19 protein-coding genes and 1 tRNA gene are annotated in these 22,402 nt (G+C 45.9%); 12 read left to right on the forward strand and 8 right to left on the reverse strand.

Going from position 1 to position 22,402, the window contains the following annotated elements:
* Window positions 1-242: 242 nt before the first annotated feature.
* A complete protein-coding gene (locus tag L9P36_RS11495) occupies window positions 243-887 on the forward strand; it encodes a helix-turn-helix transcriptional regulator (RefSeq protein ID WP_237467004.1) in 645 nt (214 codons plus the stop codon).
* Window positions 888-1,056: 169 nt separating this feature from the next.
* Here the strand turns inward: L9P36_RS11495 and L9P36_RS11500 are convergent, their stop codons facing one another.
* Window positions 1,057-2,523, reverse strand: a complete 1,467-nt coding sequence (locus tag L9P36_RS11500; RefSeq protein ID WP_237467006.1) for a Na+/H+ antiporter family protein — start codon at window positions 2,521-2,523, stop codon at window positions 1,057-1,059.
* A gap of 389 nt (window positions 2,524-2,912) precedes the next feature.
* Here L9P36_RS11500 and L9P36_RS11505 point away from each other — a divergent pair, with 389 nt between their 5' ends.
* Window positions 2,913-3,371: a GNAT family N-acetyltransferase gene (locus tag L9P36_RS11505; RefSeq protein ID WP_237467007.1), complete on the forward strand. Its 459-nt coding sequence runs from the start codon at window positions 2,913-2,915 to the stop codon at window positions 3,369-3,371.
* Window positions 3,372-3,947: 576 nt separating this feature from the next.
* Here the strand turns inward: L9P36_RS11505 and L9P36_RS11510 are convergent.
* Window positions 3,948-5,294 carry a hypothetical protein gene (locus tag L9P36_RS11510; RefSeq protein WP_237467009.1) on the reverse strand — a complete coding sequence of 449 codons (1,347 nt, stop codon included), beginning with the start codon at window positions 5,292-5,294 and terminating at the stop codon, window positions 3,948-3,950.
* A 948-nt stretch (window positions 5,295-6,242) separates the two neighbouring features.
* Window positions 6,243-6,327, reverse strand: a tRNA-Leu gene (locus L9P36_RS11515).
* Between the two features lie 215 nt (window positions 6,328-6,542).
* Here L9P36_RS11515 and L9P36_RS11520 point away from each other — a divergent pair.
* Window positions 6,543-7,055, forward strand: coding sequence for an RDD family protein (locus tag L9P36_RS11520; RefSeq protein ID WP_237467011.1), 513 nt, complete (start codon window positions 6,543-6,545; stop codon window positions 7,053-7,055).
* A 93-nt stretch (window positions 7,056-7,148) separates the two neighbouring features.
* Here L9P36_RS11520 and lptG read toward each other — a convergent pair whose 3' ends face one another.
* Window positions 7,149-8,219, reverse strand: a complete 1,071-nt coding sequence (gene lptG, locus L9P36_RS11525; RefSeq protein ID WP_237467013.1) for an LPS export ABC transporter permease LptG — start codon at window positions 8,217-8,219, stop codon at window positions 7,149-7,151.
* The gene (lptF, locus tag L9P36_RS11530; protein WP_237467014.1) at window positions 8,219-9,319 is read right to left on the reverse strand and encodes an LPS export ABC transporter permease LptF; all 1,101 of its coding nucleotides are present in this window, start codon (window positions 9,317-9,319) and stop codon (window positions 8,219-8,221) included. The genes lptG and lptF overlap by 1 nt, the downstream gene beginning before the upstream one ends.
* A 194-nt stretch (window positions 9,320-9,513) precedes the next feature.
* On the opposite strand from lptF, the gene pepA reads away from it, so the two are divergent.
* The 4 genes from pepA to L9P36_RS11550 are packed head-to-tail and all read left to right on the forward strand — an operon-like array spanning window position 9,514 to window position 14,669.
* Window positions 9,514-11,025: a leucyl aminopeptidase gene (gene pepA, locus L9P36_RS11535; protein WP_237467017.1), complete on the forward strand. Its 1,512-nt coding sequence runs from the start codon at window positions 9,514-9,516 to the stop codon at window positions 11,023-11,025.
* Between the two features lie 30 nt (window positions 11,026-11,055).
* Window positions 11,056-11,505, forward strand: a complete 450-nt coding sequence (locus tag L9P36_RS11540) for a DNA polymerase III subunit chi (protein ID WP_237467019.1) — start codon at window positions 11,056-11,058, stop codon at window positions 11,503-11,505.
* Between the two features lie 6 nt (window positions 11,506-11,511).
* Window positions 11,512-14,370, forward strand: a complete 2,859-nt coding sequence (locus tag L9P36_RS11545) for a valine--tRNA ligase (protein ID WP_237467022.1) — start codon at window positions 11,512-11,514, stop codon at window positions 14,368-14,370.
* 47 nt (window positions 14,371-14,417) lie between these two features.
* Window positions 14,418-14,669, forward strand: a complete 252-nt coding sequence (locus L9P36_RS11550; RefSeq protein ID WP_237467024.1) for a hypothetical protein — start codon at window positions 14,418-14,420, stop codon at window positions 14,667-14,669.
* 1 nt (window position 14,670) lies between these two features.
* Here the strand turns inward: L9P36_RS11550 and L9P36_RS11555 are convergent, their stop codons facing one another.
* Complete coding sequence (locus tag L9P36_RS11555; RefSeq protein ID WP_290368697.1) at window positions 14,671-15,954, reverse strand: YjgN family protein; 1,284 nt, start codon at window positions 15,952-15,954, stop codon at window positions 14,671-14,673.
* A gap of 333 nt (window positions 15,955-16,287) precedes the next feature.
* A complete protein-coding gene (gene rraB, locus L9P36_RS11560; protein WP_237467027.1) occupies window positions 16,288-16,686 on the reverse strand; it encodes a ribonuclease E inhibitor RraB in 399 nt (132 codons plus the stop codon).
* A gap of 214 nt (window positions 16,687-16,900) precedes the next feature.
* Here rraB and argF point away from each other — a divergent pair, with 214 nt between their 5' ends.
* The 4 genes from argF to L9P36_RS11580 all read left to right on the forward strand — a co-directional run bounded on the left by argF (window position 16,901) and on the right by L9P36_RS11580 (window position 20,232).
* Window positions 16,901-17,899: an ornithine carbamoyltransferase gene (argF, locus tag L9P36_RS11565; RefSeq protein ID WP_237467029.1), complete on the forward strand. Its 999-nt coding sequence runs from the start codon at window positions 16,901-16,903 to the stop codon at window positions 17,897-17,899.
* Between the two features lie 360 nt (window positions 17,900-18,259).
* Entirely contained in the window at window positions 18,260-19,189 is a 930-nt protein-coding gene (pyrB, locus tag L9P36_RS11570; protein ID WP_237467030.1) for an aspartate carbamoyltransferase, read from the forward strand.
* A 14-nt stretch (window positions 19,190-19,203) separates the two neighbouring features.
* Window positions 19,204-19,677: an aspartate carbamoyltransferase regulatory subunit gene (gene pyrI / locus L9P36_RS11575; protein ID WP_237467032.1), complete on the forward strand. Its 474-nt coding sequence runs from the start codon at window positions 19,204-19,206 to the stop codon at window positions 19,675-19,677.
* Window positions 19,678-19,845: 168 nt separating this feature from the next.
* On the forward strand, window positions 19,846-20,232 hold the full coding sequence (locus tag L9P36_RS11580; RefSeq protein WP_237467034.1) for a Rid family detoxifying hydrolase: 387 nt from the start codon (window positions 19,846-19,848) through the stop codon (window positions 20,230-20,232).
* A gap of 75 nt (window positions 20,233-20,307) precedes the next feature.
* On the opposite strand, the gene pmbA is transcribed toward L9P36_RS11580, so the two are convergent.
* Window positions 20,308-21,651: a metalloprotease PmbA gene (pmbA, locus tag L9P36_RS11585; RefSeq protein WP_237467036.1), complete on the reverse strand. Its 1,344-nt coding sequence runs from the start codon at window positions 21,649-21,651 to the stop codon at window positions 20,308-20,310.
* 134 nt (window positions 21,652-21,785) lie between these two features.
* Here pmbA and yjgA point away from each other — a divergent pair, with 134 nt between their 5' ends.
* Window positions 21,786-22,316 carry a ribosome biogenesis factor YjgA gene (yjgA, locus tag L9P36_RS11590; protein WP_237467045.1) on the forward strand — a complete coding sequence of 177 codons (531 nt, stop codon included), beginning with the start codon at window positions 21,786-21,788 and terminating at the stop codon, window positions 22,314-22,316.
* Window positions 22,317-22,402 lie beyond the last annotated feature (86 nt).

Here is a 22,402-nt window from a genome sequence, read left to right on the forward strand (position 1 = left end):
ATAAGTGATGAATATCACAAACTGATGGTTATATAATAATTTTTTACTTACAGGACTTACACCAATACCGCCAAGATTAGAAACAATAAAAAGCTCTTATAAAACAATCATTAAAAATATACAGACTCAGATCACACCCTACCAAAGCCTTCAACATTCATGCAGAGAATTGTGTATAATAAATTATAATTTATACGACTTATCGTAAGCAGTAGCTTGCAAGAATGAATTAGGAGGTAAAATTGGATTCCGTATTTCAACCATATGAGGTCATGGTCGATTTTCTCGCCGATTTTCTGGGTGAAAATGCCGAAGTTGTTGTTCACGACTTCACTGATTTACACCAATCGATCCGAAAAATTCGCAATGGCCATGTGACAGGCCGAAAGGTAGGTGATCCTATTACTGATTTAGTTGTTAAGACGCTAGGGGATAAGGAAAACGCAAATACACTCTATCGCTGTAATTATCGTGCGATTACTAAAAATCAAAACATCCTCAAGTGTGCGACTTATTTTATTCGAAATTCAGAAAAAAATATCATTGGAGCCATGTGTATCAACATGCTAGTTGATGACTACGTCCGAGTGAAACAAGTACTTGATAGTTTTTTATGTGGCGTATTACCACAATCAGATATTCAGCTCGATGAAGTTGATGAAAATTTAGGTCAAACAGTACCTGAGCTTGTTGATAGCCGTATTACAAGTGTCATTCAATCTGCAGGAATTCCTGTCGAAACGATGGCACAAAATGATAAGGTAGATATCATTTCTCGCCTCAATGCTGAAGGTGTTTTTTTACTAAAAGGAAGCGTTCATCGTGTTGCTAACGAATTAGATCTTTCTGAACCCACGGTATACAAATATCTTCAAAAATTAAAATAACTATAACGCTTCACAACGGAAGCTGCGCAAACTGTAATGATTGTACCAGCCGATGTCACAGCAAACCGCTACCACGGATCGACTTACGTCACAGCAGCAATCCGCATAAAGCCAAATAACGCGATGAAAAAAGACCGCAATCAACTGCGGCCTTTTTTATCAAATATCATTAAAGAATCAGTGCGGCTAACCATGCAAATAACACCATCCCCACATTGGCATGTAAAAAGGTCGGGATCACCGAGTCATGTAAGTGATCATGCTGACCATCTGCATTTAATCCAGAAGTCACCCCTAAAGAGATAGTTGATGCCGGTGAGCCGGCATCACCCAATGCAGCTGATGCGCCCAATAGTGCCACTGTCGCCATGGGCGAAAATCCTAGCGATAGCGCTAATGGTACATAAATAGGCGCGAGAATCGGCACACTAGCAAAGGAATCCCCAAAACCGATGGTAATAAACAACCCAACGAGCAACATCATCAGCGCTGCAAACATCTGATTATCACCAATCATCGCTTTGCTGGTTTCAATCAATGCTGGAATTTCATTGGTTGCATTTAAAACACCAGAAAAGCCGGCAGCAAGTGTAATGATGATGGCAATTTGTACCATCATTCGCATCCCTTCGGTAAAGACATCATCTTGCTGCTGCCAAGTAAAGACGCCTGAAAAAGAGAGAATGACAAAGCCAAGCATGGCGCCAAGCAGTAGCGAATCAAACCACAGCTGACAACAGAGCGCGACCACAACCGCAGCAACCACAAACAGCAGCTGAGAGAGGGCAATGGGCGATGGCGCCACATCTTTCGCCGCATCGACTAGCAACTCTGATTTAGAGGACGACTGATAACGGCGCGGCCTGCGATAGCTAATGAAGACTGCAAACAACATACCCGCGACAATGCCCATCACGGGTAAAAACATCGCGTGTGGTACTTGCTTGGCAACAATATTGAGGTTGAATCCGGCTCCTGCCTCATTGAGATTTGGTAGCAAGATTTCAAAAAGGTAAATGGCACCAAACCCTGTAGGAAGCAATAGATAACTGATGCTGATGGAGCAAGCGATCACACAAGCGATGGCACGGCGATCAATCCCAAGACGATTAAAGGTCGCCAGCAGTGGTGGAATCATCACTGGAATAAAGGCGATATGCACAGGCACCAGATTTTGTGAGATCACTGAAACAATGACAAAAATTGCATACAGCCCCCACTTTAATCCCCTTGCCGATACGCCACATGACACTGCCATCGTCACTTTATTTGCAAATAGATCCAAAATACCGCTTCGGGCTAATGCCACCGCAAAGGCACCGATCATCACATAGGTCATCCCGACCTGAGCGCCTGCACCTAAATTTGAATTGTATGCTTCAAGTGCCTGCGAAACAGATAAGCCGCTATTGATCGCCCCCACTAAGGCGCCACCAATTAATGCAATGGGCACAGGAACACGTAGTAGACACATCACGATCATCAAACTAATCGCTAATATTACCGAATTAATAGGGAATATGCCGGGCTGAAAAACCACAAGCGCGCACAACAGAACAACAACGCCAATGGCTATTTTTTGAAATGACTTCACTGACGATGCCTCTTTTAGGCTCGCCTCTACTGCAACTGTCATATAGACCTTCCATGGTACTGATGAATGACTCAATTTTGTGCAGTCTAATCAGACAAATTGGCGCAAGCAATTGCCCAAAAAATAGCAGCAACACCGCCACTCAGACGATTCACCAAATGAACAACAAAATAGCCAACGCAATGCATGGCAACCAGCCATGCCCGCAACACATACAGTCACCAATACGTCATTTGTCTATATAAAATAAATCTAGATTTTGGTTCGTATTCTTAGCGAAAAAGAACAGGGATAAGAAGGATTAAATGCTACAAATCTTCAACGATTGGACAGATGTAATCACTACAATAAAGACACCACAGCTGAAATGAAGCTCATCACATGGGCTAGGTGTCAGCGAATGTAAACCAATGAACATAAGAAAAAGACAAATGAATAAATTCGAAATCCAGCTTGCCGATAGATCACACTTACCTGCAATATCAAAACTTTATGAAAAATATTTAGACTTTTATCAGGTTGATATAACAGGTAAAAATCCACAAGACTATCTAGAACAACGTTTAATCAACAATGAGTCGTATATTTTTTATGCTGTGACAGAAACGGGTGAATACGCTGGGTTTGCACAGCTATATCCACTCTTTTGCTCATTAGAAATGAAACGCGCCTGGCTACTCTACGATCTATACGTAGATGATCAATATCGAAAAATGGGCGTTGGCAAACAACTTCTTCAGCGTGCAGAGATCTTCGCTAAAGAAAAAGATTCGGCTTATATCATGCTCAGCACAGCAACCGATAACTTTAGAGCGCAAAGTCTATATGAAAAAAGTGGCTACGAAAAAGACACGGAATTTTTAACTTATCTAAACCATCTAAAGCCTTAACCGCTTCCTTCATGCTTGCTGATGCATCGGCAACATGCGCAGGTTAAGCTTTCGCGTCATAAGGGTCGTAGTGATTACGACCTTTGAAGGTCAACATAGCGAATAATTGAATCTGAGAAATAAGCTTGAGCATCTGTTAGCGATACTCTTTTGCGATCTTTCGTAAAGTCACTATGTTGGTTTCGGGATGCTTGCCAAAACCAATGGATACTTTCTTCCCCGTGATAGGGCTGATATATCACAGCAAGAAACGCTTGTTACCAGACTTACCCACTAGGCACCAAACACCAATTGGCAAGCCACTATCTTTCATAGCAGACAAGTTCACTTCGTAGTCGGTAGATATCGCGTTGGCTGGGTTAGGCTTGAGATTATTTAGGAATGCGATGGTGAGTCGTTATGATTTACTCATTCAAACCTCCATTAACTAGATATTCAATTAGTTAATATGTGTCCGAATGGTTGGTTGTTAGGGTTCAAAAATAAAAACCGAACGATACAACATGTAGTTATATGGTTCGGCTTTCCCCTCGCTCTCTCAGAGGTGCTCGAAAAAATCAGACCATCACGTTCTGCTCACAATTCTTCCGCGTATTCCTCAGCAAATTCACGAACTTTCTCATAGACCGCCGTTTGAGCTAAACGCTCAAGTTGAGGTTTGAATCTTTTCTTACCTGATTTACCTAAGACTCGACATGCCCATGCATAATAATCTGTCGACGCATATGTTCGGTATGAAATTGGATTCGTTGCATTCTCCAGTTCCTTACTCACCACATCCAGCAACACCTCATTACTTAGATAATGCCGGTAAATCTCTTTGACCGCTCGCTTTTGCAAATCAACATTATCAACCCCAAACGCAGTGGCCCGTGTCATGTTATAGAGCTGCTGCTCTTGCCAAGACAACACAATACCATCAGGCAAGGGTTGGTGAATCACAAAAGAGCTCAAATGACGCTCCCGCAGCGTTTCGATTGCGTCAACGGCCATCTCACGAATATCAGGAGAAACGGCACTTTGTGCGACTTTCTCTAAAACCGGTAAGTATTCTTTTAAGCCGGCTTGAGCAATAGTTTCAATCTGAGCTTCTAACTCTTCTTTCTCGTTATCTGATAATGGGCTGATGAATTTCGCCTCTATCTGCTTAACGATATAATCAAATAATTGAGGGCTATTGAACCATTGCTCTTGTATTTTTTCATAGCCATCCATTCGCTGCGAATAATCAGAACTACGAATCTGGGTAAGCAGGGGGTCAATGACACTATCAGGAATATAATTTCTATCCGTGACAGGATCAAAACTACGCTCATAAAACGATTTTTCTAACGCGACATACCCAAAAAATCGCTTTTTGTTTACATCACCATCTGATAAATGATTTTTTTTATTAGAGACGGTTTGAAGCAGACTATCAGCCATGTAGTAGCCAAATTTATAGGCGATATAAATCTCTTTTGCATACTGTTTGAACAATAACCTCTGCTGAGTTAGGTCGCGCTCACCAACAATATAGTGCTCACCCGCCGCATTTTCTTCAGTTAGCGAATACGACATTAAAGGTTCACGAAGTGACCAGGTTGGTATTGGCGTCCCATCACCTATAAATCGACGCATATACGTTGCTCGAACATGCAGTGGCTTTGCATTTGGATCATCTTTATCTGCAAGTAAATTAGCCTGTTGCAGTCCATCCTCTAACCCCTGCAAAACGATTTCACGAAATTCAGCTTCACGCAAAAGATCAGGAACATTCACAGTATTCGACAAGGTGAAGTCAAATTGAGATATCGTAAACTTATCGTTTGGACTGAGTTGTGCATGTACAACTTCAGGAACGGTTCGCGTTGAACCACAACCAGTCATCAAGACTATGAATGATAGACTGGCTAAACCAATCCACTTTTTTAAACTCCCCATAATCTCATTTCCCTCCGAATAAATTATATAATGACGCATTCATCACACTGATATTGCACCAAAACAAACATTACATTTATAACATGAGGTAGTTTCATAAAATTGAGGGGTGACTCGAAAAGAAGTAGTTCATCAACATTTAAAATAGACAAATCATTAAGATAACAATTGAAGAAAGCACTTCGCGCACTTAACCACTAAAATAAAGCCCCAACTTGCATCGTGGCTTTATCGTTTAATGAAGTTACCGATGAGAGTTCATGAATAACCCTGTGCTTAATTCATGCATCGAGCCGTTTCTACAATCGCTTGCCAGTAGGCTTTCATATCAGCAAAAGAGCGTGCAGTTACTAGATCCCGATCAACCACCACATGATTTTCAGCAGGTACATAATTAGCACCGGCATTGAGCACATCTGCCAACACAACGGTATGGCAAATTACGCTTCGCCTGTGCAAAAAACTGAACTGCTCGCGCGATATTGACTTCCTCCGGCGAACCAAGACTTCCCATCGGCGGAATGTCCCTTAGCCGAACAGCCACATAGTTTGCTGCACAAAGAACAATATCTTAATCATTAACATCAACCAGGGGCACGCACTTGCTTACCATCAAAACGATCAGTAACCTTATAGCAGCCAAACCAAAACCGCATAGCACCGTAAAGTCACCATGGTCGCACATGGTTCTGGTCGCTAAGCGTGCTTCGTAATACTCGCTGCGAGATTGCAGCTTTTAGCAGTTATTGGATTTACTGGGATTCCCTTGCGCACAGAATCTGCATGCGATGAACCATAAATGGACCATGAGCGAAATCTCAAGAATGATGAACGGCGCTTATCGAGTGGAAAAATGATCGGATAATAGAGAGAAAAACTGAGGTAAGCTTTTGATTATGCTAGATACAACAAAGCCCCGACTTTCGTCGAGGCTTTGTCATTTTAATATGGTACCGGTGGGCGGACTTGAACCGCCACGCCCGAAGGCAACGGATTTTGAATCCGTCGTGTATACCAATTTCACCACACCGGCATTGCTCTTAAGCAAGTGCGGCCATTATACAAAAGCGCGAAGGGTGCGCAACAACAAAATGCATTTTTTTATTCGTTTGCCTCTTTTTTGCTCGACCCGCCGTTTTTATCGACAAAACTGCAAGCTAATCCTGCTATTTTTGCGCCAACAGCCCCTGCTATCCCTATTCCGCCACTGGACTGCTCTTGATACACTTCGCCTAATAGGGGGAATTTATGTTCAAGCAAACCAATCCACGGAAAAAAAATGCGGTCGATGCTGTGATGGATCTTCACGCTGGATTTGTGCGTCGCATACTAGCGATGATCTATGATGCTTTTTTGGTTGCCGCCATTGCGCTACTTGCCTCTGGCATTGGCGTTGGGGTGGTCTATCTGCTCAATATGATGGGATTTATCGAACTCACTGGCTATCAAGATATCAGTGACTATCTCGCAAGTGCCTCACCTGCCTCAAGCATTTTCGCGCTCTGGCTATGTCTCGCCATTTTAAGCTTTTATCTCTATTTTCTGACCAAAGGTGGTCAAACCTTAGGAATGCGTGCTTGGAAAATCAAACTGATCAATGCACGCCCAGGGGAAAGTGAGCAGTTAAGCCCATCGCAAATCCTCATTCGCTTAACCACAGCCGCCTTTGGTTTGGGTAATTTGATCTGTCTGTTTGATTCCAAAAACCGCGCTTTTCAAGACTACTGGGCCGAAACAAAAATGGTTCAGCTCGATAAATAGCGCGATCCTTTCGGTAAATCACACCCAAACAAAAAGGCGCTTTTGCGCCTTTTTTATCTTGGAATGGATGGATTCTGCTTTTGTTTCTACCCGCTAAATACGTCGATTGAGCAGCATCACCGCCAGCGCTAAAAACACCAAACTTGGCGTCACCGCACCAATAATTGGTGGCAAGCTGTAAACCAAAATCATCGGGCCAAAGACTTCATTGGCAATATAAAAGCCAAAACCAAAGATAACCCCAGAGAGAATACGTGCGCCCATGGTCACGCTGCGTAGCGGACCAAAGACAAAGGACAACGCCATGAGCATCATCACCGCAATCGACAGCGGCTGAAATACCTTGCGCCAGAGCGCCAATTCATAACGGCTGGCATCTTGCTTGGAATCACGCAGGAAGCTCACGTAATCGTAAACACCAGACAATGAAAGCTCCTCTGGCTTCACCGTCACCACCGCAAGTTTGTCAGGCGTTAACACGCTATTCCAAAAATATTCCGGCTGCTTGGTTTCGCTAATTTTCGCATTGGTAAAATGAGTGACAGTCACGTTATGCAGTTGCCAACCTTGATCGGCTAAATAAGTTCCTGTAGGCGCATAGAGCGACTGCGTCAGTGCGCCTTTGTCATCAAACCGCCAAATATTAATGCCATGCAGCTGGTTATCCTCTTTGACCTGCGCCAAATAGATAAAATCTTGCCCTTCTTTAGCCCACACGCCATAACGGGAATTCATGATGCTGCCGCCAGAAATTGCCGTGGCACGCATCTCACGCGCCAGTTTCTGCGCTTGAGGTGCACCCCATTGACCTAATAGAGTCACGAGCAGCATCAGTGGAATAGCGGTTTTCAGAACCGAAACGCCGATATTGAGCTTGGAAAAGCCCGCCGCTTGCATCACCACCAGCTCAGAGCTTGATGCCAACATACCCAAGCCAATCAATGCGCCAAGCAATACCGCCATGGGAAAGAACATCTCAATATCTCGCGGCATACTGAGCACCACGAAATAAAAGGCTTGAAGCAAATCAAAGGTACCTTCGCCCACTTTACGGAGCTGCTCAACATATTTAATGATCGCCGACAGCCCTACCAATGTCGAAAGCGTCAGCATCGAGGTCGCGATAATGGTACGGCCGATATACCAATCTAAAATCTTAAACATCAGGCTCCTCGTTTTAGGCTGGCACGCAGTTTACGCATCGGCAAGGTATCCCAAATATTGAGGGAAACCGCAATTAAAAAGACCATAAAATTCACTGACCAAAGACCAATATAAGGCGGCAAGCTACCCTCTTCGAGCGCTGATTTCGCCGCACTGATACAAAGGAAGTAAGCAAGGTAAATTAAGACTGCCGGTACCAACTTGGCAAAACGCCCTTGCCGCGGGTTCACATGAGATAGCGGCACCACCACCATGGTCAAGATTGGAATACAGAGAAAGAGCGAGATACGCCATTGCAGTTCAGCCTGCGCTTCCAGCTCAGAGCGCTTCATTAGCGCAATGGTTGGCATCGCATCCCAGTCACGACTGCGATGACGCACTTCACGCTGACCAATCACCGCTTGATAGCCATCAAACTCTGTAATGGAATAATCAAGTCGCGTCGGAATGCCTTCGTAACGCACGCCATCTTTCAGATCTAATACTTGGCGGCCATCAGCTAATTCAGAAACATGACCACGCTTTGCCACCAGCACGCTTGGGCGAATCGAGTCACGAGCAGCGACTTGCGCGACAAAAACGCGATCCAAATTCTTACCTTTGTCGCGAATGTCATCGACAAAAACCACGGCTTGACCGTCCGGCGAGCGCTGGAATTGACCTTTAACAAGCAGCTCTAAACCGCTATCAGATTCAATTTTCTCCAACACTTGCGTTTCTTTATCCGCGCTCCAAGGTGCCAACCAAAGGGCGTTAAATGCCGCCACAGAGCCAGTAAGGAGTGCCAAAAAGAAAGCCGCACGCACCAACAGGCTATTGCCCATGCCAGTAGCATTCATCACGGTAATTTCACTTTCGGCATACAACTTACCAAATGTGAGCAAAATACCGATATAGATACTCAGAGGCAGCATCAATAGCGCCATCGAAGGCAAATTGAGGCCCACCAAGGTGAGAATAATATCACTCGGAATGGAGCCATCAGTTGCACTTGCCAGTACGCGAATAAACTTTTGGCTGATAAAAACCAGCAACAAAATGAAGAACACTGCAAACTGGCTTTTTATGGTCTCTCGAATTAGATAACGGACAATAATCACGCCATAACACCTATAGAAAACTTGTTTTTTTACCTAAATCGCTATAGTTTTTCGCCTAATCCACTATTTTTAATTATTTCTGGGTAGTGTCTTTGGCTCACTGAATGCGCCGCCAAATGCGGAAATTTTAGCCGTAGTCAGCCATTATCTATCAAAACCCGTAATTTGTCTTTCGTAAATGTAGGAGTCTGGGCATGGAGTTTAATGTCAAGAGCGGTAGCCCCGAGAAACAACGCAGTGCCTGTATTGTCGTTGGTGTATTTGAGCCACGCCGTCTCTCTCCGGTCGCCGAGCAACTCGACAAAATCAGTGATGGCTATATTAGCTCACTGTTACGCCGTGGTGACCTCGAAGGGAAAGCAGGCCAAATGCTACTGCTACACCAAGTTCCCAATATTTTGTCTGAACGCGTCCTGTTGGTCGGCTGTGGCAAAGAGCGCGAACTCGATGAGCGTCAATACAAACAAATTATCAAAAAGACCATCAGCACGCTGAATGAAACCGGCTCTATGGAGGCGGTATGCTTTTTGACTGAGCTTCATGTCAAAGGCCGTGATACTTATTGGAAAGTTCGCCAAGCCGTCGAAGCCACCAAAGAAAGTCTATACACCTTTAATCAATTTAAGAGTCGCAAACCTGAAACACGTCGTCCGCTGCGCAAAATGGTCTTTAATGTGCCAACGCGCCGTGAGCTTGCTTTAGGTGAGCGCGCCATTGCCCATGGTCTTGCCATCGCATCTGGTGTGCGTGCCTGTAAAGATCTTGGCAATATGCCACCAAACGTTGCCAATCCAGCGTACCTTGCTTCGCAAGCGCGCCGTCTAGGCGATGACTTTAATACCATCAACACCAAGATCATTGGTGAGCAAGAGATGGAAAAACTGGGTATGACCTCATACCTAGCGGTTGGTCGTGGTTCGCGCAATGAATCCATGATGTCTTTGATTGAATACAAAGGCCCTGGCGTTGCTGAAAACAGCAAACCGATTGTCCTCGTTGGTAAAGGTTTGACCTTTGACTCCGGCGGTATCTCATTGAAGCCTGGTGAAGGTATGGATGAGATGAAATATGACATGTGCGGTGCAGCATCTGTCTTTGGTGTGATGAAAGCGCTTGCACAGCTCAACCTACCACTTCATGTGGTCGGTGTGCTGGCTGGCTGTGAAAACATGCCTGGCAGCAATGCCTATCGTCCTGGCGATATTCTCACCACCATGTCAGGCCAAACCGTTGAAGTATTAAATACCGATGCAGAAGGTCGCTTGGTGCTTTGTGATGCCCTCACCTATGTTGAGCGTTACGAGCCTGAGTGCGTCATTGATGTCGCCACCCTCACTGGCGCCTGTGTGATTGCCCTTGGCCATCATATTTCCGGTTTAGTAGGCAACCACAATGCGCTGGCATCAGAGCTTGTCAACGCATCTGAGCTTGCGGGTGACCGCGCGTGGCGCATGCCAATGACCGATGAGTATCAAGAGCAAATCGCCAGCCCATTTGCTGATATGGCAAATATTGGCGGTCGTCCTGCGGGCACCATTACCGCGGGTTGTTTCTTGTCTCGCTTTACCAAAAAGTACAACTGGGCTCACCTTGATATTGCGGGTACAGCTTGGACTTCCGGTAAAAACAAAGGCGCAACCGGACGTCCGGTGCCCATGCTGGTCCAGTTCCTACTTGGCCGCATCGGCGAAGAAAGCGCAGAATAAGGAAAGGGGCGCAAGCCCCTTTTTTGATCCATGAGCCAAGCCCTGTTTTATCTTCTTGATCAAGAACAAAGCCAAGCCCCCCATTGGCATGCTTTGATCTATCGCTGTCTCTCGCAAGCAGTTGCCGAAGGACAGCGCGTGCTTTTGTACTGCCAAGATCAGGAACAAGCAGAAGTCATGGATGAAATATTGTGGCAACAACGCTACGGCGAATTTATTGCCCACCAATTATGCGGTGAAGGGCCAAAATTTGGCACTCCCGTTGAAATTAGCTGGCCGAACTGTCCACTCACCGGTCGTCGTCAATTGCTGATCAATCTGGCGACAGAAGCACCAATTTTTGCGGTTCGCTTCCCACAAGTGGTAGACTTCGTGCCAAATGATGAAACCCTAAAACAGCACGCCCGTGATCGTTATGTGGCCTACCGAAAACAAGGTATCCATGTAACCACCACGGCGGCAGCAGATAGGCCCGAATAGAGCGCTATGGAAAAGACATATAACCCAACTTCAATCGAACAAGCTCTGTATCAGACTTGGGAAGAGCAAGGCTACTTTAAGCCCCACGGTGACACCACGAAAGAAGCTTACAGCATCATGATTCCACCACCGAACGTCACTGGTAGCCTGCATATGGGCCATGCGTTCCAAGATACAATCATGGATACACTGATTCGCTGCGAGCGTATGAAGGGTAAAAACACCCTTTGGCAAGTGGGTACTGACCATGCTGGTATCGCAACTCAGATGGTTGTTGAGCGTAAAATTGCTGCCGAAGAAGGCAAAACCAAACATGACTACGGTCGTGACGCTTTCATCGACAAAATCTGGGAATGGAAAGGCGAGTCTGGCGGCACCATCACCAAACAGCTCCGTCGTCTTGGCGCATCTGTCGATTGGGATCGTGAGCGCTTTACCATGGACGATGGTCTATCCAATGCAGTAAAAGAAGTATTCGTTCGTCTATACGAAGAAGATCTCATTTACCGCGGCAAGCGTCTTGTGAACTGGGATCCTAAACTGCACACCGCAATTTCAGATCTTGAAGTTGAAAGCAAAGATACCAAAGGCCACATGTGGCACTTCCGCTACCCGCTAGCAGATGGCGTGAAAACAGCCGATGGTAAAGACTACATCGTTGTAGCAACCACCCGTCCAGAGACCATGCTAGGTGATACTGGCGTCGCGGTTAACCCTGAAGATCCACGCTACAAGGATCTAATTGGTAAAGAGATTATTCTACCTATCGTTGATCGTCGCATCCTGATTGTGGGCGATGAGCACGCCGATATGGAAAAAGGCACTGGCTGTGTGAAAATCACACCTGCGCACGACTTCAATGACTATGAAGTTGGTAAGCGCCACCAGCTGCCAATGATCAATATTCTGACTTTCGACGCAAACATTCGCGACGCAGCAGAAGTTTTTGATACCAATGGTGAAGTAACTGACGTTTACAGCAGCGAACTACCAGCGAAATACCAAGGTATGGAGCGCTTTGCGGCGCGTAAAGCGATCGTTGCTGAATTTGACGAACTTGGCTTGCTTGAAGAGATCAAAGATCACGATCTTCAAGTGCCTTACGGCGACCGTGGCGGCGTGGTTATTGAACCAATGCTTACTGACCAATGGTACGTTCGCACAGCACCACTTGCGAAACCAGCCGTGGAAGCCGTTGAAAACGGCGATATCCAATTTGTACCAAAGCAATACGAAAACATGTACTTCTCTTGGATGCGTGACGTTCAAGACTGGTGTATCTCTCGTCAACTTTGGTGGGGTCACCGCATTCCGGCATGGTATGACAACCAAGGCAACGTATATGTCGGTCGTGATGAAGAAGAAGTCCGTCAAAAACATAACCTCGCACCTGTGGTTGTACTTCGTCAAGATGACGATGTTCTCGATACTTGGTTCTCTTCTGCACTTTGGACCTTTGGTACACAAGGCTGGCCTGAAAATACAGAGGCACTGAAACAGTTCCACCCATCTGATGTATTGGTGTCAGGTTTTGACATCATCTTCTTCTGGGTTGCCCGTATGATCATGATGACGCTGCACTTCTGTAAAGATGAAAACGGCAAGCCACAAGTACCATTCAAAACCGTTTACATGACAGGTCTGATCCGTGATGAAAACGGCGACAAGATGTCGAAATCAAAAGGTAACGTGCTTGATCCAATCGATATGATCGATGGTATCGACCTTGAGTCTTTGGTTGAGAAGCGCACGGGTAACATGATGCAACCTCAACTTGCGGCCAAGATCGAGAAGAACACCCGTAAGACCTTTGAAAATGGTATCGACGCATACGGTACTGATGCACTACGTTTCACTCTTGCAGCGATGGCATCCACTGGCCGTGATATCAACTGGGATATGAAGCGCCTAGAAGGTTACCGCAACTTCTGTAACAAGCTATGGAACGCTAGCCGTTACGTGATGATGAACACAGAAGAGCAAGATTGTGGCTTTAACGACGGTGATATCGAATTCTCACTGGCAGACAAGTGGATCGAATCTCAGTTTGAATTGGCTGCCAAAGCGTTCAACAACCATATCGATAACTTCCGCCTTGATATGGCAGCGAACACGCTCTATGAGTTCATCTGGAACCAATTCTGTGACTGGTACCTAGAGCTAACGAAACCAGTGCTATGGAAAGGCACAGAGGCGCAGCAACGTGGTACACGTCGCACGCTAATTACTGTACTTGAGAAAACTCTCCGTCTTGCACATCCAGTGATCCCTTATATCACCGAAACGATTTGGCAAAGCATCAAGCCATTGGTTGACGGTGTTGAAGGCGACACCATCATGCTGCAAGCACTACCACAATTCGACGAAGCAAACTTCCACCAAGAAGCGCTTGATGATATCGAATGGGTGAAAGGCTTTATCACCAGTATTCGTAACCTACGTGCAGAATATGACATCGCGCCAAGCAAAGGTTTGAACGTGATGCTCAAAGCTGCTAATGCACAGGATGCTGCGCGTGTTGAAGCCAATACTCAGGTACTGATGTCTCTGGCTAAGCTTGACGAGATTCGTGTACTGTCTGAAGGTGAAGAAACGCCAGCATGTGCTACTGCACTTGTGGGTCAATCAACGCTGATGATCCCAATGGCAGGTCTGATTGATAAAGACGCAGAGCTTGCTCGTTTGGACAAAGAGATCGCGAAAACTGAAGGCGAGATCAAACGCATCGACGGTAAACTCAGCAACCAAGGCTTTGTTGCCAAGGCACCAGAAGCTGTCGTTGCCGCAGAGCGCGCCAAACTTGATGGCTACAAAGAAACCTTGGTTAAACTTGCCGAGCAAAAAGCCACCATTGCCGCGCTTTAATTAGCGACTGCAATGAACGATAAAAACGCTCTTCGGAGCGTTTTTTTATGCCTGAACAATTGCAGCCAAAACAAAGAACAAACGAATACAGCGTAAAAAGTAAAGACTCAAAGCCTCAATTCAGTATTGCTTTACCCATAACTAATCCTTTGCCATTCATGGTTTATCAGCTGATCATCATCGATACTCAGCCCAGTCTCTACCACTGTATTTATCTTTTCGGTATCTATCTCTATCGACAAATTTTGAGCATAAAAAAAGCCAGCATGGCTGCTGGCTTTGAAAGAGTGGGAAATTGAATTAACTGATACCGATTTGACGACCTTTTTGCGTGGTCGCTGCCACAGATGCCGTTTGCTTCTTGCGGGTATAAGCAGCCAAATCAGTTGGTGCCACCGTCAATTGCTGCGCTTTGAGCATCTTCTCATGCTCTTCAGCAAAGACGCGATCTTTACGCTCATCATGCTCATGCTCATTGAGGATCGCGATGTCCCCTTTGACATAAGTACAATCAGCCATATAACGCATCATACGAACCACACAGAATGGACGCGCTAGACCCAATGAGAACAAAGTCATCATATGGTTGGTTGCGATAATCCATACATAGTGTGCTGCGTTTAAATCTGCTGATAGCGCAAAAGCTTTCTTACTACCAATAAAGGTATGGTTCATCATGTGGTTGTAGATACGACCACGGATAAAACCATGAATACATGCGCCGGTAATAAAGAACAGGGCGTAAACCAAATAGTGCTTCACTTCCAAAGCAGCAAAGGTGCCTGGGAACATGAAGTCATAGAGTAGCTGACCTTTCACCGCAAGCAGCTCCAAGGCGGAACCAGTCTCAACAGAAACTCGTAGGCTTGCCCCCAACATCAACAAACTCAAGGCAATTGATGATAGTGAGATCATCGCAGCCGCAAAGTAAGTGGTGAAAAAGAAGCTGCTTGAAAGACGCGCGGTAAAATTCAACTTACCGTAGCTGCGGCCACTGAGCATGTAATCAGAAATACCGGCAACAACCCAAGAAAGCATCATCACTGCTGTAATCGCAGAGAAGATAAACACAGGCACAGATAGGAACGGGTTCACCATGCCTGAGCTTGGCAAAATCGCTAAACTCAATAGCCAGTAAACAGCGGTAACCACTGCTGTCGCAATCACTGGACGCAGCAAGAAAACCTTATAACTATCTTTTAGCGAGCCAGTAAAACGAAAACGCACCCAGTTATAACTGGTCACGCTCGCATTAAATTGTGCATTTTTATGAACGAGCCAAGGCACACCCAAATACATCAATGCTGCAACCATCAAACCAATCTGTGGCGAAAGGTAAAACAGGCCAGCAATAAATGCGATGCCAAGGATCATCATCAAGCGACCTTGCAAAATCTGCATCGGGGTCGCGTGATATTCAAACTGTTCGCCTGCAACCTCAGTTTTGCTGTAAAGGTAATTACGGCTACGGACTTTCGACCATGGCGAAAATAGACCGAGGGTACAGATCGTTAGGATCATATTTACGATCCAAATTTTGAAGTAGTCTTTGCCACTTCCGTGGAATGACACTGGATTTTTCATAAGCTTACGTTTCCCCACTCATTCATTATTTTGTCGTTATCGCTTATTTTTACTGGTGGTCTTTATTGGCATTTTGCGCATTATTCCACCATGCCTAGCCAGTTTACTAAAGCTTTCGAATTCAAGGAATTGGCTTAATTATTCAAGGGTCATGACTTGGAGTTTGGTCACTTTTTAACAGCAAGAATGAAAGGTCGTTACATTGATCTGAGATCCGCTGAAGAAGCTTTTCGAGCAAGAAATGAAAAAACGACGAGACCCATCGAGAGATAAAAAAAGAGGCCGCATAAAAATGCGACCTCATTTCAAAATCAGTAACAAAGAAACAGTTGATTATGCGTCTTCATCCTCGTCATCATAATCATCATCGCCTTCTTCGTCAGACTCAAAGTAGGTGCCCCAACCATCGTAATCGATGTTGTGCTTTTGCGCTAAAGCCACCAGCTTTTCCACTTGCTGATCAATAATTTCAGCATCTAGTGGGCTCTCCATCACGGCATCAAAACAGATGATGGTGCCACCCTCTTCCAATGGAAGCTCTTCTGCTTCAAGGACCTCAAAACCCATTTTGAACGCTTCTACCGCAGCATTTTCAAGATCTTCAAAACGATCCGCTGCAAAGTGGTGTTCAATGGTATAAAGGGCATCTGGATCGCTGCCATCTTCAAGCAAATCTTCAATGATGTCGCGGGTTTCTTGCTTTTGTTCAGCAAGTAATTGTTCAATTGACATGGTGGCTCCAAGGATAATTTTTCCGCAGCAAATATGGCATGGAATGAGCTGAAATACCAGCAGCAGAGAGGCCGTACCGAATCACAGCCATGACTGTTCGAGATATAAAACAAAGCTTGCGCAGCGGTGAAAAGGTCAATAGTATTGTATTTATATTCATTTGATATGTATTTATATTCATTTAATTTTTCAAACACACGCAAGGAAGGGTGTTATGAGCTTTAATCTTCGCAATCGTCATTTTCTTAAATTGCTGGATTTCACTCCGCAGGAGATCCATCACCTACTGACACTCTCTGCACAGCTCAAAGCAGCAAAGTATGGTGGCTATGAACAACCTCGAATGCGTGGCAAAAATATTGCGCTGATTTTTGAAAAATCCTCCACCCGCACTCGTTGCGCCTTTGAAGTAGCCGCATTTGATCAGGGCGCGCAAGTTACCTATTTGGGACCATCTGGTTCACAAATTGGCCATAAAGAATCGATGAAAGATACCGCGCGCGTGCTCGGTCGTATGTATGACGGCATTCAATATCGCGGCTACGGTCAAAGCAAAGTAGAAGAGCTAGCAGCCTACGCCGGCGTTCCTGTGTGGAATGGTCTGACAGATGAGTTCCACCCAACGCAAATTCTGGCCGATTTTCTCACCATGCAAGAGCACAGCGAAAAGCCACTGCACGCCATTCAATTTGCTTATTTGGGTGATGCCCGTAATAACATGGGCAATTCATTGATGGTGGGCGCAGCAAAAATGGGCATGACCATCAAACTCATTGCGCCAAAGGCTTACTGGCCCGAAGCGGCGCTAGTTGAGACCTGCCAAGCCATTGCCCAGCAAACAGGTGCCACGATTGTGCTCAGTGAAAATACCGAGGATGTTGATGGCTGTGACTTTATCTACACCGATGTTTGGGTGTCCATGGGCGAAGCGGAAAGTGCTTGGGCTGAGCGCGTACAAACCATGCTACCCTATCAGGTCAACAGCGCACTGATGGCCAAATGTAACAATGCCCAAGTAAAATTTATGCACTGCTTGCCTGCTTTTCATAATGATGAAACCACTGTGGGTAAAACTGTTGCAGAGCAATATGGACTGAATGGTCTCGAGGTGACCGAAGCGGTGTTTGAGTCTGAGGCATCCATTGTTTTTGACCAAGCAGAAAACCGCATGCACACCATTAAAGCGGTGATGGTCGCCACCTTATGTCAGTAATTACTAACTTAGGTCAGCAATCGCCATCTTTAGCCCATCACTGTCATCGTAAAAATCACGATTTCAGGAAAATTCAGTATGCATACAATGGCCAGTTATACTGACAAATAGCGGCGCAAATGATGGCTGGAAAATTGAGCAAATCGGCTTGCGCCAATCAATTTTCCCCGTATAATCAGCGCCAATTTGCCAATAGGAAAGCAGAAATGTCTCAGCACTATCCATCTACTGTGTTTCGCTTAGCGCGTCGTGATGCGATGGTGATCCTATTGTATTGAAATTAAAACCTCCATTTGGGAGGTTTTTTTTTGCCTGCAAAACTGAACGCTCCAATTAATTTTGCCAAAGGGAACTGTGAATATGGCCAATCCTCTGTTTAATAAACACATCATCTCTATTCCCGAGCTCAATCGCAGCGAGCTAGAGCTGATTGTCAAAACGGCCGGTGAGATCAAACAGACACCGCGTCCGGATCTGCTTCAAAATAAAATCGTAGCAAGCTGCTTTTTCGAGCCATCCACACGAACTCGCCTCTCTTTTGAAACTGCGATTCAACGTCTTGGTGGCTCAGTGATTGGCTTTGACAGTGCCGGCAATACCTCACATGGCAAAAAAGGGGAAACCCTGATCGACTCAGTTCAGGTGATTAGCAGCTACGCCGATGCCTATGTGATGCGCCACCCCAATGATGGTGCCGCCCGTCTGGCCTCTGAGTTTTCCAACGGTACGCCAGTGATCAACGCGGGTGATGGCGCCAATCAGCACCCAACTCAAACCCTGCTGGATCTGTTCACCATTTATGAAACCCAAGGTCGCTTGGACGAGATTCATATCGCCTTTGTTGGCGATCTCAAATATGGCCGCACGGTGCACTCACTGACCCAAGCGCTGGCGATGTTTAATAAGGTGCGCTTTTACTTTATCGCCCCTGATGTATTGGCGATGCCTGAGTATATTTGCCAAGAGCTCGCCGCTGCCGGCATTGAATACAGCATGCATGACAGCATTGAAGCGGTGATCCCAGAGCTTGATATTCTCTATATGACACGGGTGCAAAAAGAGCGCTTCGATCCCTCAGAGTACGCACATGTAAAATCAGCCTTTGTCCTTACCGCTGATACGCTTAAAACTGCGAAAGCCAATTTAAAAGTGCTGCACCCACTGCCTCGCATCGATGAGATCACGCTGGACGTGGATCAAACGCCCCATGCTTACTATTTCCAACAAGCCGAAAACGGCGTTTACGCACGCCAAGCCTTATTGGCGCTTGTGCTCAATGAAACCCTTTGATTGTGGAGACCATCATGAACCCAAATAAAGACCACAAACTACAAGTTGAAGCGATCAAAAACGGCACCGTCATCGATCATATTCCCGCGGGTATGGCGATCCAGATCCTCAAGCTATTTCATATTGAGCAAGGCAAACAGCGCATCACCCTTGGCCTCAACTTGCCATCATCAGCGCAAGGTGCCAAGGATCTCATTAAGATCGAAGATCTATACGTGAGTGAAGAGCAAGCCAACCAACTGGCTCTGCACGCACCGAAAGCCACCGTCAATCAAATCGAAAATTATGCGGTGGTAAAAAAGATGACGCTCTCGCTTCCCAAGGAAGTTCTCGGTGTATTCCAGTGTTGTAACAACAACTGCATCACCCATTTAGAGCCCGTGGATAGCCGATTCTATGTGCTGCAAAAACATGAGGAAGTGCATCTCAAGTGCCACTACTGTGAAAAGGTCTTCCCACGCAAGATCGTCACAGATCGTCAAAATTGATCCTTCAATATTGATCTCAATAGCATTGATAAACGGCGCGAATTCGCGCCGTTTTTTTATCTCATTTCAAGCGCGATTCAATCATCAAGCATGGGTTCACATTCCCTGCGATGCTGGTTATAGTGGCGCTTCAATTGATCCCACATTGTGATGAAAAGGATATCTCCAATGAGCAAAATTCTTCATACCAACCACGCACCGGCCGCTATTGGCCCCTACGTTCAAGGCGTTGATCTTGGCAATCTAGTCATGACATCAGGGCAAATTCCGCTACATCCGCAAACCGGTGAGATTCCAGCGGATATTCAAGCGCAAACTCAGCAATCTTTAGAAAACGTCAAAGCCGTCGTGGAAGCCTCTGGTTTAGGCGTTGCCGATATCATCAAAATGACGGTGTTCGTCAAAGACCTCAATGATTTTGCTGCGGTCAATGAAATCTATGGCGCTTTTTTTGATGCGCACAATGCGCCCTATCCTGCGCGCTCTTGTGTGGAAGTGGCTCGCCTACCAAAAGATGTTGGTATTGAAATTGAGGCCATTGCCATTCGTCGCTAATCGCTTTATTCAGCGACAAAAAAACCACAGCCAAGGCTGTGGTTTTTTTATATTCATCGATAGAGAGCGCCGTTATTACGCGCCAGCGATCTTCATCTTCTCAATCAGTACGGAACCGGTTTGAATCTGGCTGCGCGTTTCAATATCACTACCGACAGCGACAATCTTTTCAAACATCGATGCCAAGTTACCAGCAATGGTGATCTCACTGACTGGATACTGAATTTGACCATTTTCAACCCAGAAACCAGCCGCGCCACGTGAATAATCGCCCGTCACCATATTCACACCTTGCCCCATCAACTCAGTGACAATCAAACCGCGATCCATGGTTTTGGCCAATGCTAAAAGATCGCCATGATTGGATGAGACAAACCAGTTATGAATGCCACCCGCATGACCGGTTGGCTGCATATTGAGTTTGCGACCTGCATAAGAAGTGATGAGATAGGTCGCCAATTGCCCCTGATCGATAATGGTACGATCAACGGTGGCCAAACCTTCGCTATCAAAAGGAGAGCTGGCAAGGCCGCGAAGCAAATGCGGCTTCTCTTCGATATTCAGCCAAGTTGGGAAAATGGTTTCCCCTAGCTTATCGAGTAAAAAGCTCGATTTACGATACAGGCTATTACCGCTAATTGCGGAAACCAAATGACCAAACAAACCGGTTGCCACAGGCGCTGCGAAAATCACTGGCACTTCACAGGTGGCAATTTTCTGCGCATCAATGCGATTAACGGTGCGACGCGCTGCATCACGCCCCACTTGTTCAGGCGTCCAGAGCTCATCGGCACGGCGCGACAGGGTGTAGCTGTAATCACGCTCCATCACCCCATTTTGTCCCTGCGCAATCACGCTACAGCTGAGGCTATGACGCGTAGAAGCATAGCTACCCAACATGCCATGGCTGTTACCGTAAACACGCAAACCATAAATGCTATCGTAGCTCGCACCATCGCTTTGCTTAATGCGCGCATCGTAGCGCATCGCCGCTTCTTCAGTGGCAATGGCTATATCGCGAAAACGATCTGGATCCAATGGGTCTGGATGGAATAGATCAAGGTCTGGAATCTCTTTGACCATCAACTCAGCTGGCGCCGGTCCTGCGCAAGGATCTTGCGAGGTATGCTGGGCGATATCCAATGCCGCTTGCACTGTTTTCTCAATGGCCAGTGGTGACAAATCGGATGTCGAAGCACTGCCCTTGCGCTGATCGCAATAAACGGTGATCCCCAGAGCGCCATCACTATTGAATTCGATATTTTCAAGCTCCGCCATATTGGAGGAGACACTTAAGCCTGTGCTTTTGTGAATGGCAACTTCTGCGCCATCAGATTTCTTGCTCGCTAGTTCCAGCGCGCGTGCAACGGCTTGTTCAAGCTCTTGTCGCTGCTTTGTTACTTGCTGTTCAATACTCATGATCACAACTTTTTCCATACAATTGGCTATAGCATACCATTGCGGCATGAAAATTTGCCGCTTTATTCCTTCGTCTTGGCTGGAATCTTGTTAAACTATGGCAAATACCGAGTCCTTAATGAAAGAGAGGGGTTATGGCCCGTAAAAATCAGCGTGATCCTTGGGAAGAAGAAGAGGAAATCATCTGGGTAACCAAATCCGAGATGAAACGTGACATGACAGCACTTCAAGAGCTAGGCGAAGAAATTGCTGAGCTCAAACCTGCCGTGCTGGCTAAATTGCCACTGCCTGAAGCGCTTCATGCTGCCATTTTGGATGCACAGCGCTTCAAAAACGAGGCCAAGCGCCGTCAACTTCAGTACATTGGTAAATTGATGCGCTCCATTGATCCAGAGCCACTCCAACTTGCTCTGGATAAAATTCGTAACAAGCATGCGCAAGCAACACTGCAACTGCACAAACTTGAGCAGCTTCGTGATGCCATTGTTGCTGAAGGCGACAGTGCGATTGAGCAAGCCATGGCGCTTTATCCTGAAATGGATCGCCAGCGTCTGCGCCAATTAGCGCGCCAAGCGAAAAAAGAGCAAAGCCAAAATAAACCGCCAAAATCTGCGCGTGAAATTTTCCAAGTGCTAAAAAACAGCTACCTTGAGCAAGACGCATAAATTAGCCCTTGATACTCAAAACCCATAAAAAAGCCTCGCAATTGCGAGGCTTTGTTTTAGTTGGGTTTTAGCACACCAACCCGTGC

The organism is Vibrio stylophorae (assembly GCF_921293875.1).
Taxonomy (GTDB): domain Bacteria; phylum Pseudomonadota; class Gammaproteobacteria; order Enterobacterales; family Vibrionaceae; genus Vibrio_A; species Vibrio_A stylophorae.

What these genes read in the sequence shown, in the direction of transcription:
- pmbA (WP_237467036.1), bottom strand. Translation starts at nt 21,651, where the DNA reads ATGAGTATTGAACAGCAAGTAACAAAGCAGCGACAAGAGCTTGAACAA.
- L9P36_RS11520 (WP_237467011.1), top strand. Translation starts at nt 6,543, where the DNA reads ATGTTCAAGCAAACCAATCCACGGAAAAAAAATGCGGTCGATGCTGTG.
- pyrB (WP_237467030.1), top strand. Translation starts at nt 18,260, where the DNA reads ATGGCCAATCCTCTGTTTAATAAACACATCATCTCTATTCCCGAGCTC.
- pyrI (WP_237467032.1), top strand. Translation starts at nt 19,204, where the DNA reads ATGAACCCAAATAAAGACCACAAACTACAAGTTGAAGCGATCAAAAAC.
- L9P36_RS11545 (WP_237467022.1), top strand. Translation starts at nt 11,512, where the DNA reads ATGGAAAAGACATATAACCCAACTTCAATCGAACAAGCTCTGTATCAG.
- L9P36_RS11580 (WP_237467034.1), top strand. Translation starts at nt 19,846, where the DNA reads ATGAGCAAAATTCTTCATACCAACCACGCACCGGCCGCTATTGGCCCC.
- L9P36_RS11540 (WP_237467019.1), top strand. Translation starts at nt 11,056, where the DNA reads ATGAGCCAAGCCCTGTTTTATCTTCTTGATCAAGAACAAAGCCAAGCC.
- L9P36_RS11550 (WP_237467024.1), top strand. Translation starts at nt 14,418, where the DNA reads ATGCCTGAACAATTGCAGCCAAAACAAAGAACAAACGAATACAGCGTA.
- lptG (WP_237467013.1), bottom strand. Translation starts at nt 8,219, where the DNA reads ATGTTTAAGATTTTAGATTGGTATATCGGCCGTACCATTATCGCGACC.
- rraB (WP_237467027.1), bottom strand. Translation starts at nt 16,686, where the DNA reads ATGTCAATTGAACAATTACTTGCTGAACAAAAGCAAGAAACCCGCGAC.
- pepA (WP_237467017.1), top strand. Translation starts at nt 9,514, where the DNA reads ATGGAGTTTAATGTCAAGAGCGGTAGCCCCGAGAAACAACGCAGTGCC.
- L9P36_RS11505 (WP_237467007.1), top strand. Translation starts at nt 2,913, where the DNA reads ATGAATAAATTCGAAATCCAGCTTGCCGATAGATCACACTTACCTGCA.
- L9P36_RS11500 (WP_237467006.1), bottom strand. Translation starts at nt 2,523, where the DNA reads ATGACAGTTGCAGTAGAGGCGAGCCTAAAAGAGGCATCGTCAGTGAAG.
- L9P36_RS11510 (WP_237467009.1), bottom strand. Translation starts at nt 5,294, where the DNA reads ATGGGGAGTTTAAAAAAGTGGATTGGTTTAGCCAGTCTATCATTCATA.
- argF (WP_237467029.1), top strand. Translation starts at nt 16,901, where the DNA reads ATGAGCTTTAATCTTCGCAATCGTCATTTTCTTAAATTGCTGGATTTC.
- yjgA (WP_237467045.1), top strand. Translation starts at nt 21,786, where the DNA reads ATGGCCCGTAAAAATCAGCGTGATCCTTGGGAAGAAGAAGAGGAAATC.
- L9P36_RS11555 (WP_290368697.1), bottom strand. Translation starts at nt 15,954, where the DNA reads ATGAAAAATCCAGTGTCATTCCACGGAAGTGGCAAAGACTACTTCAAA.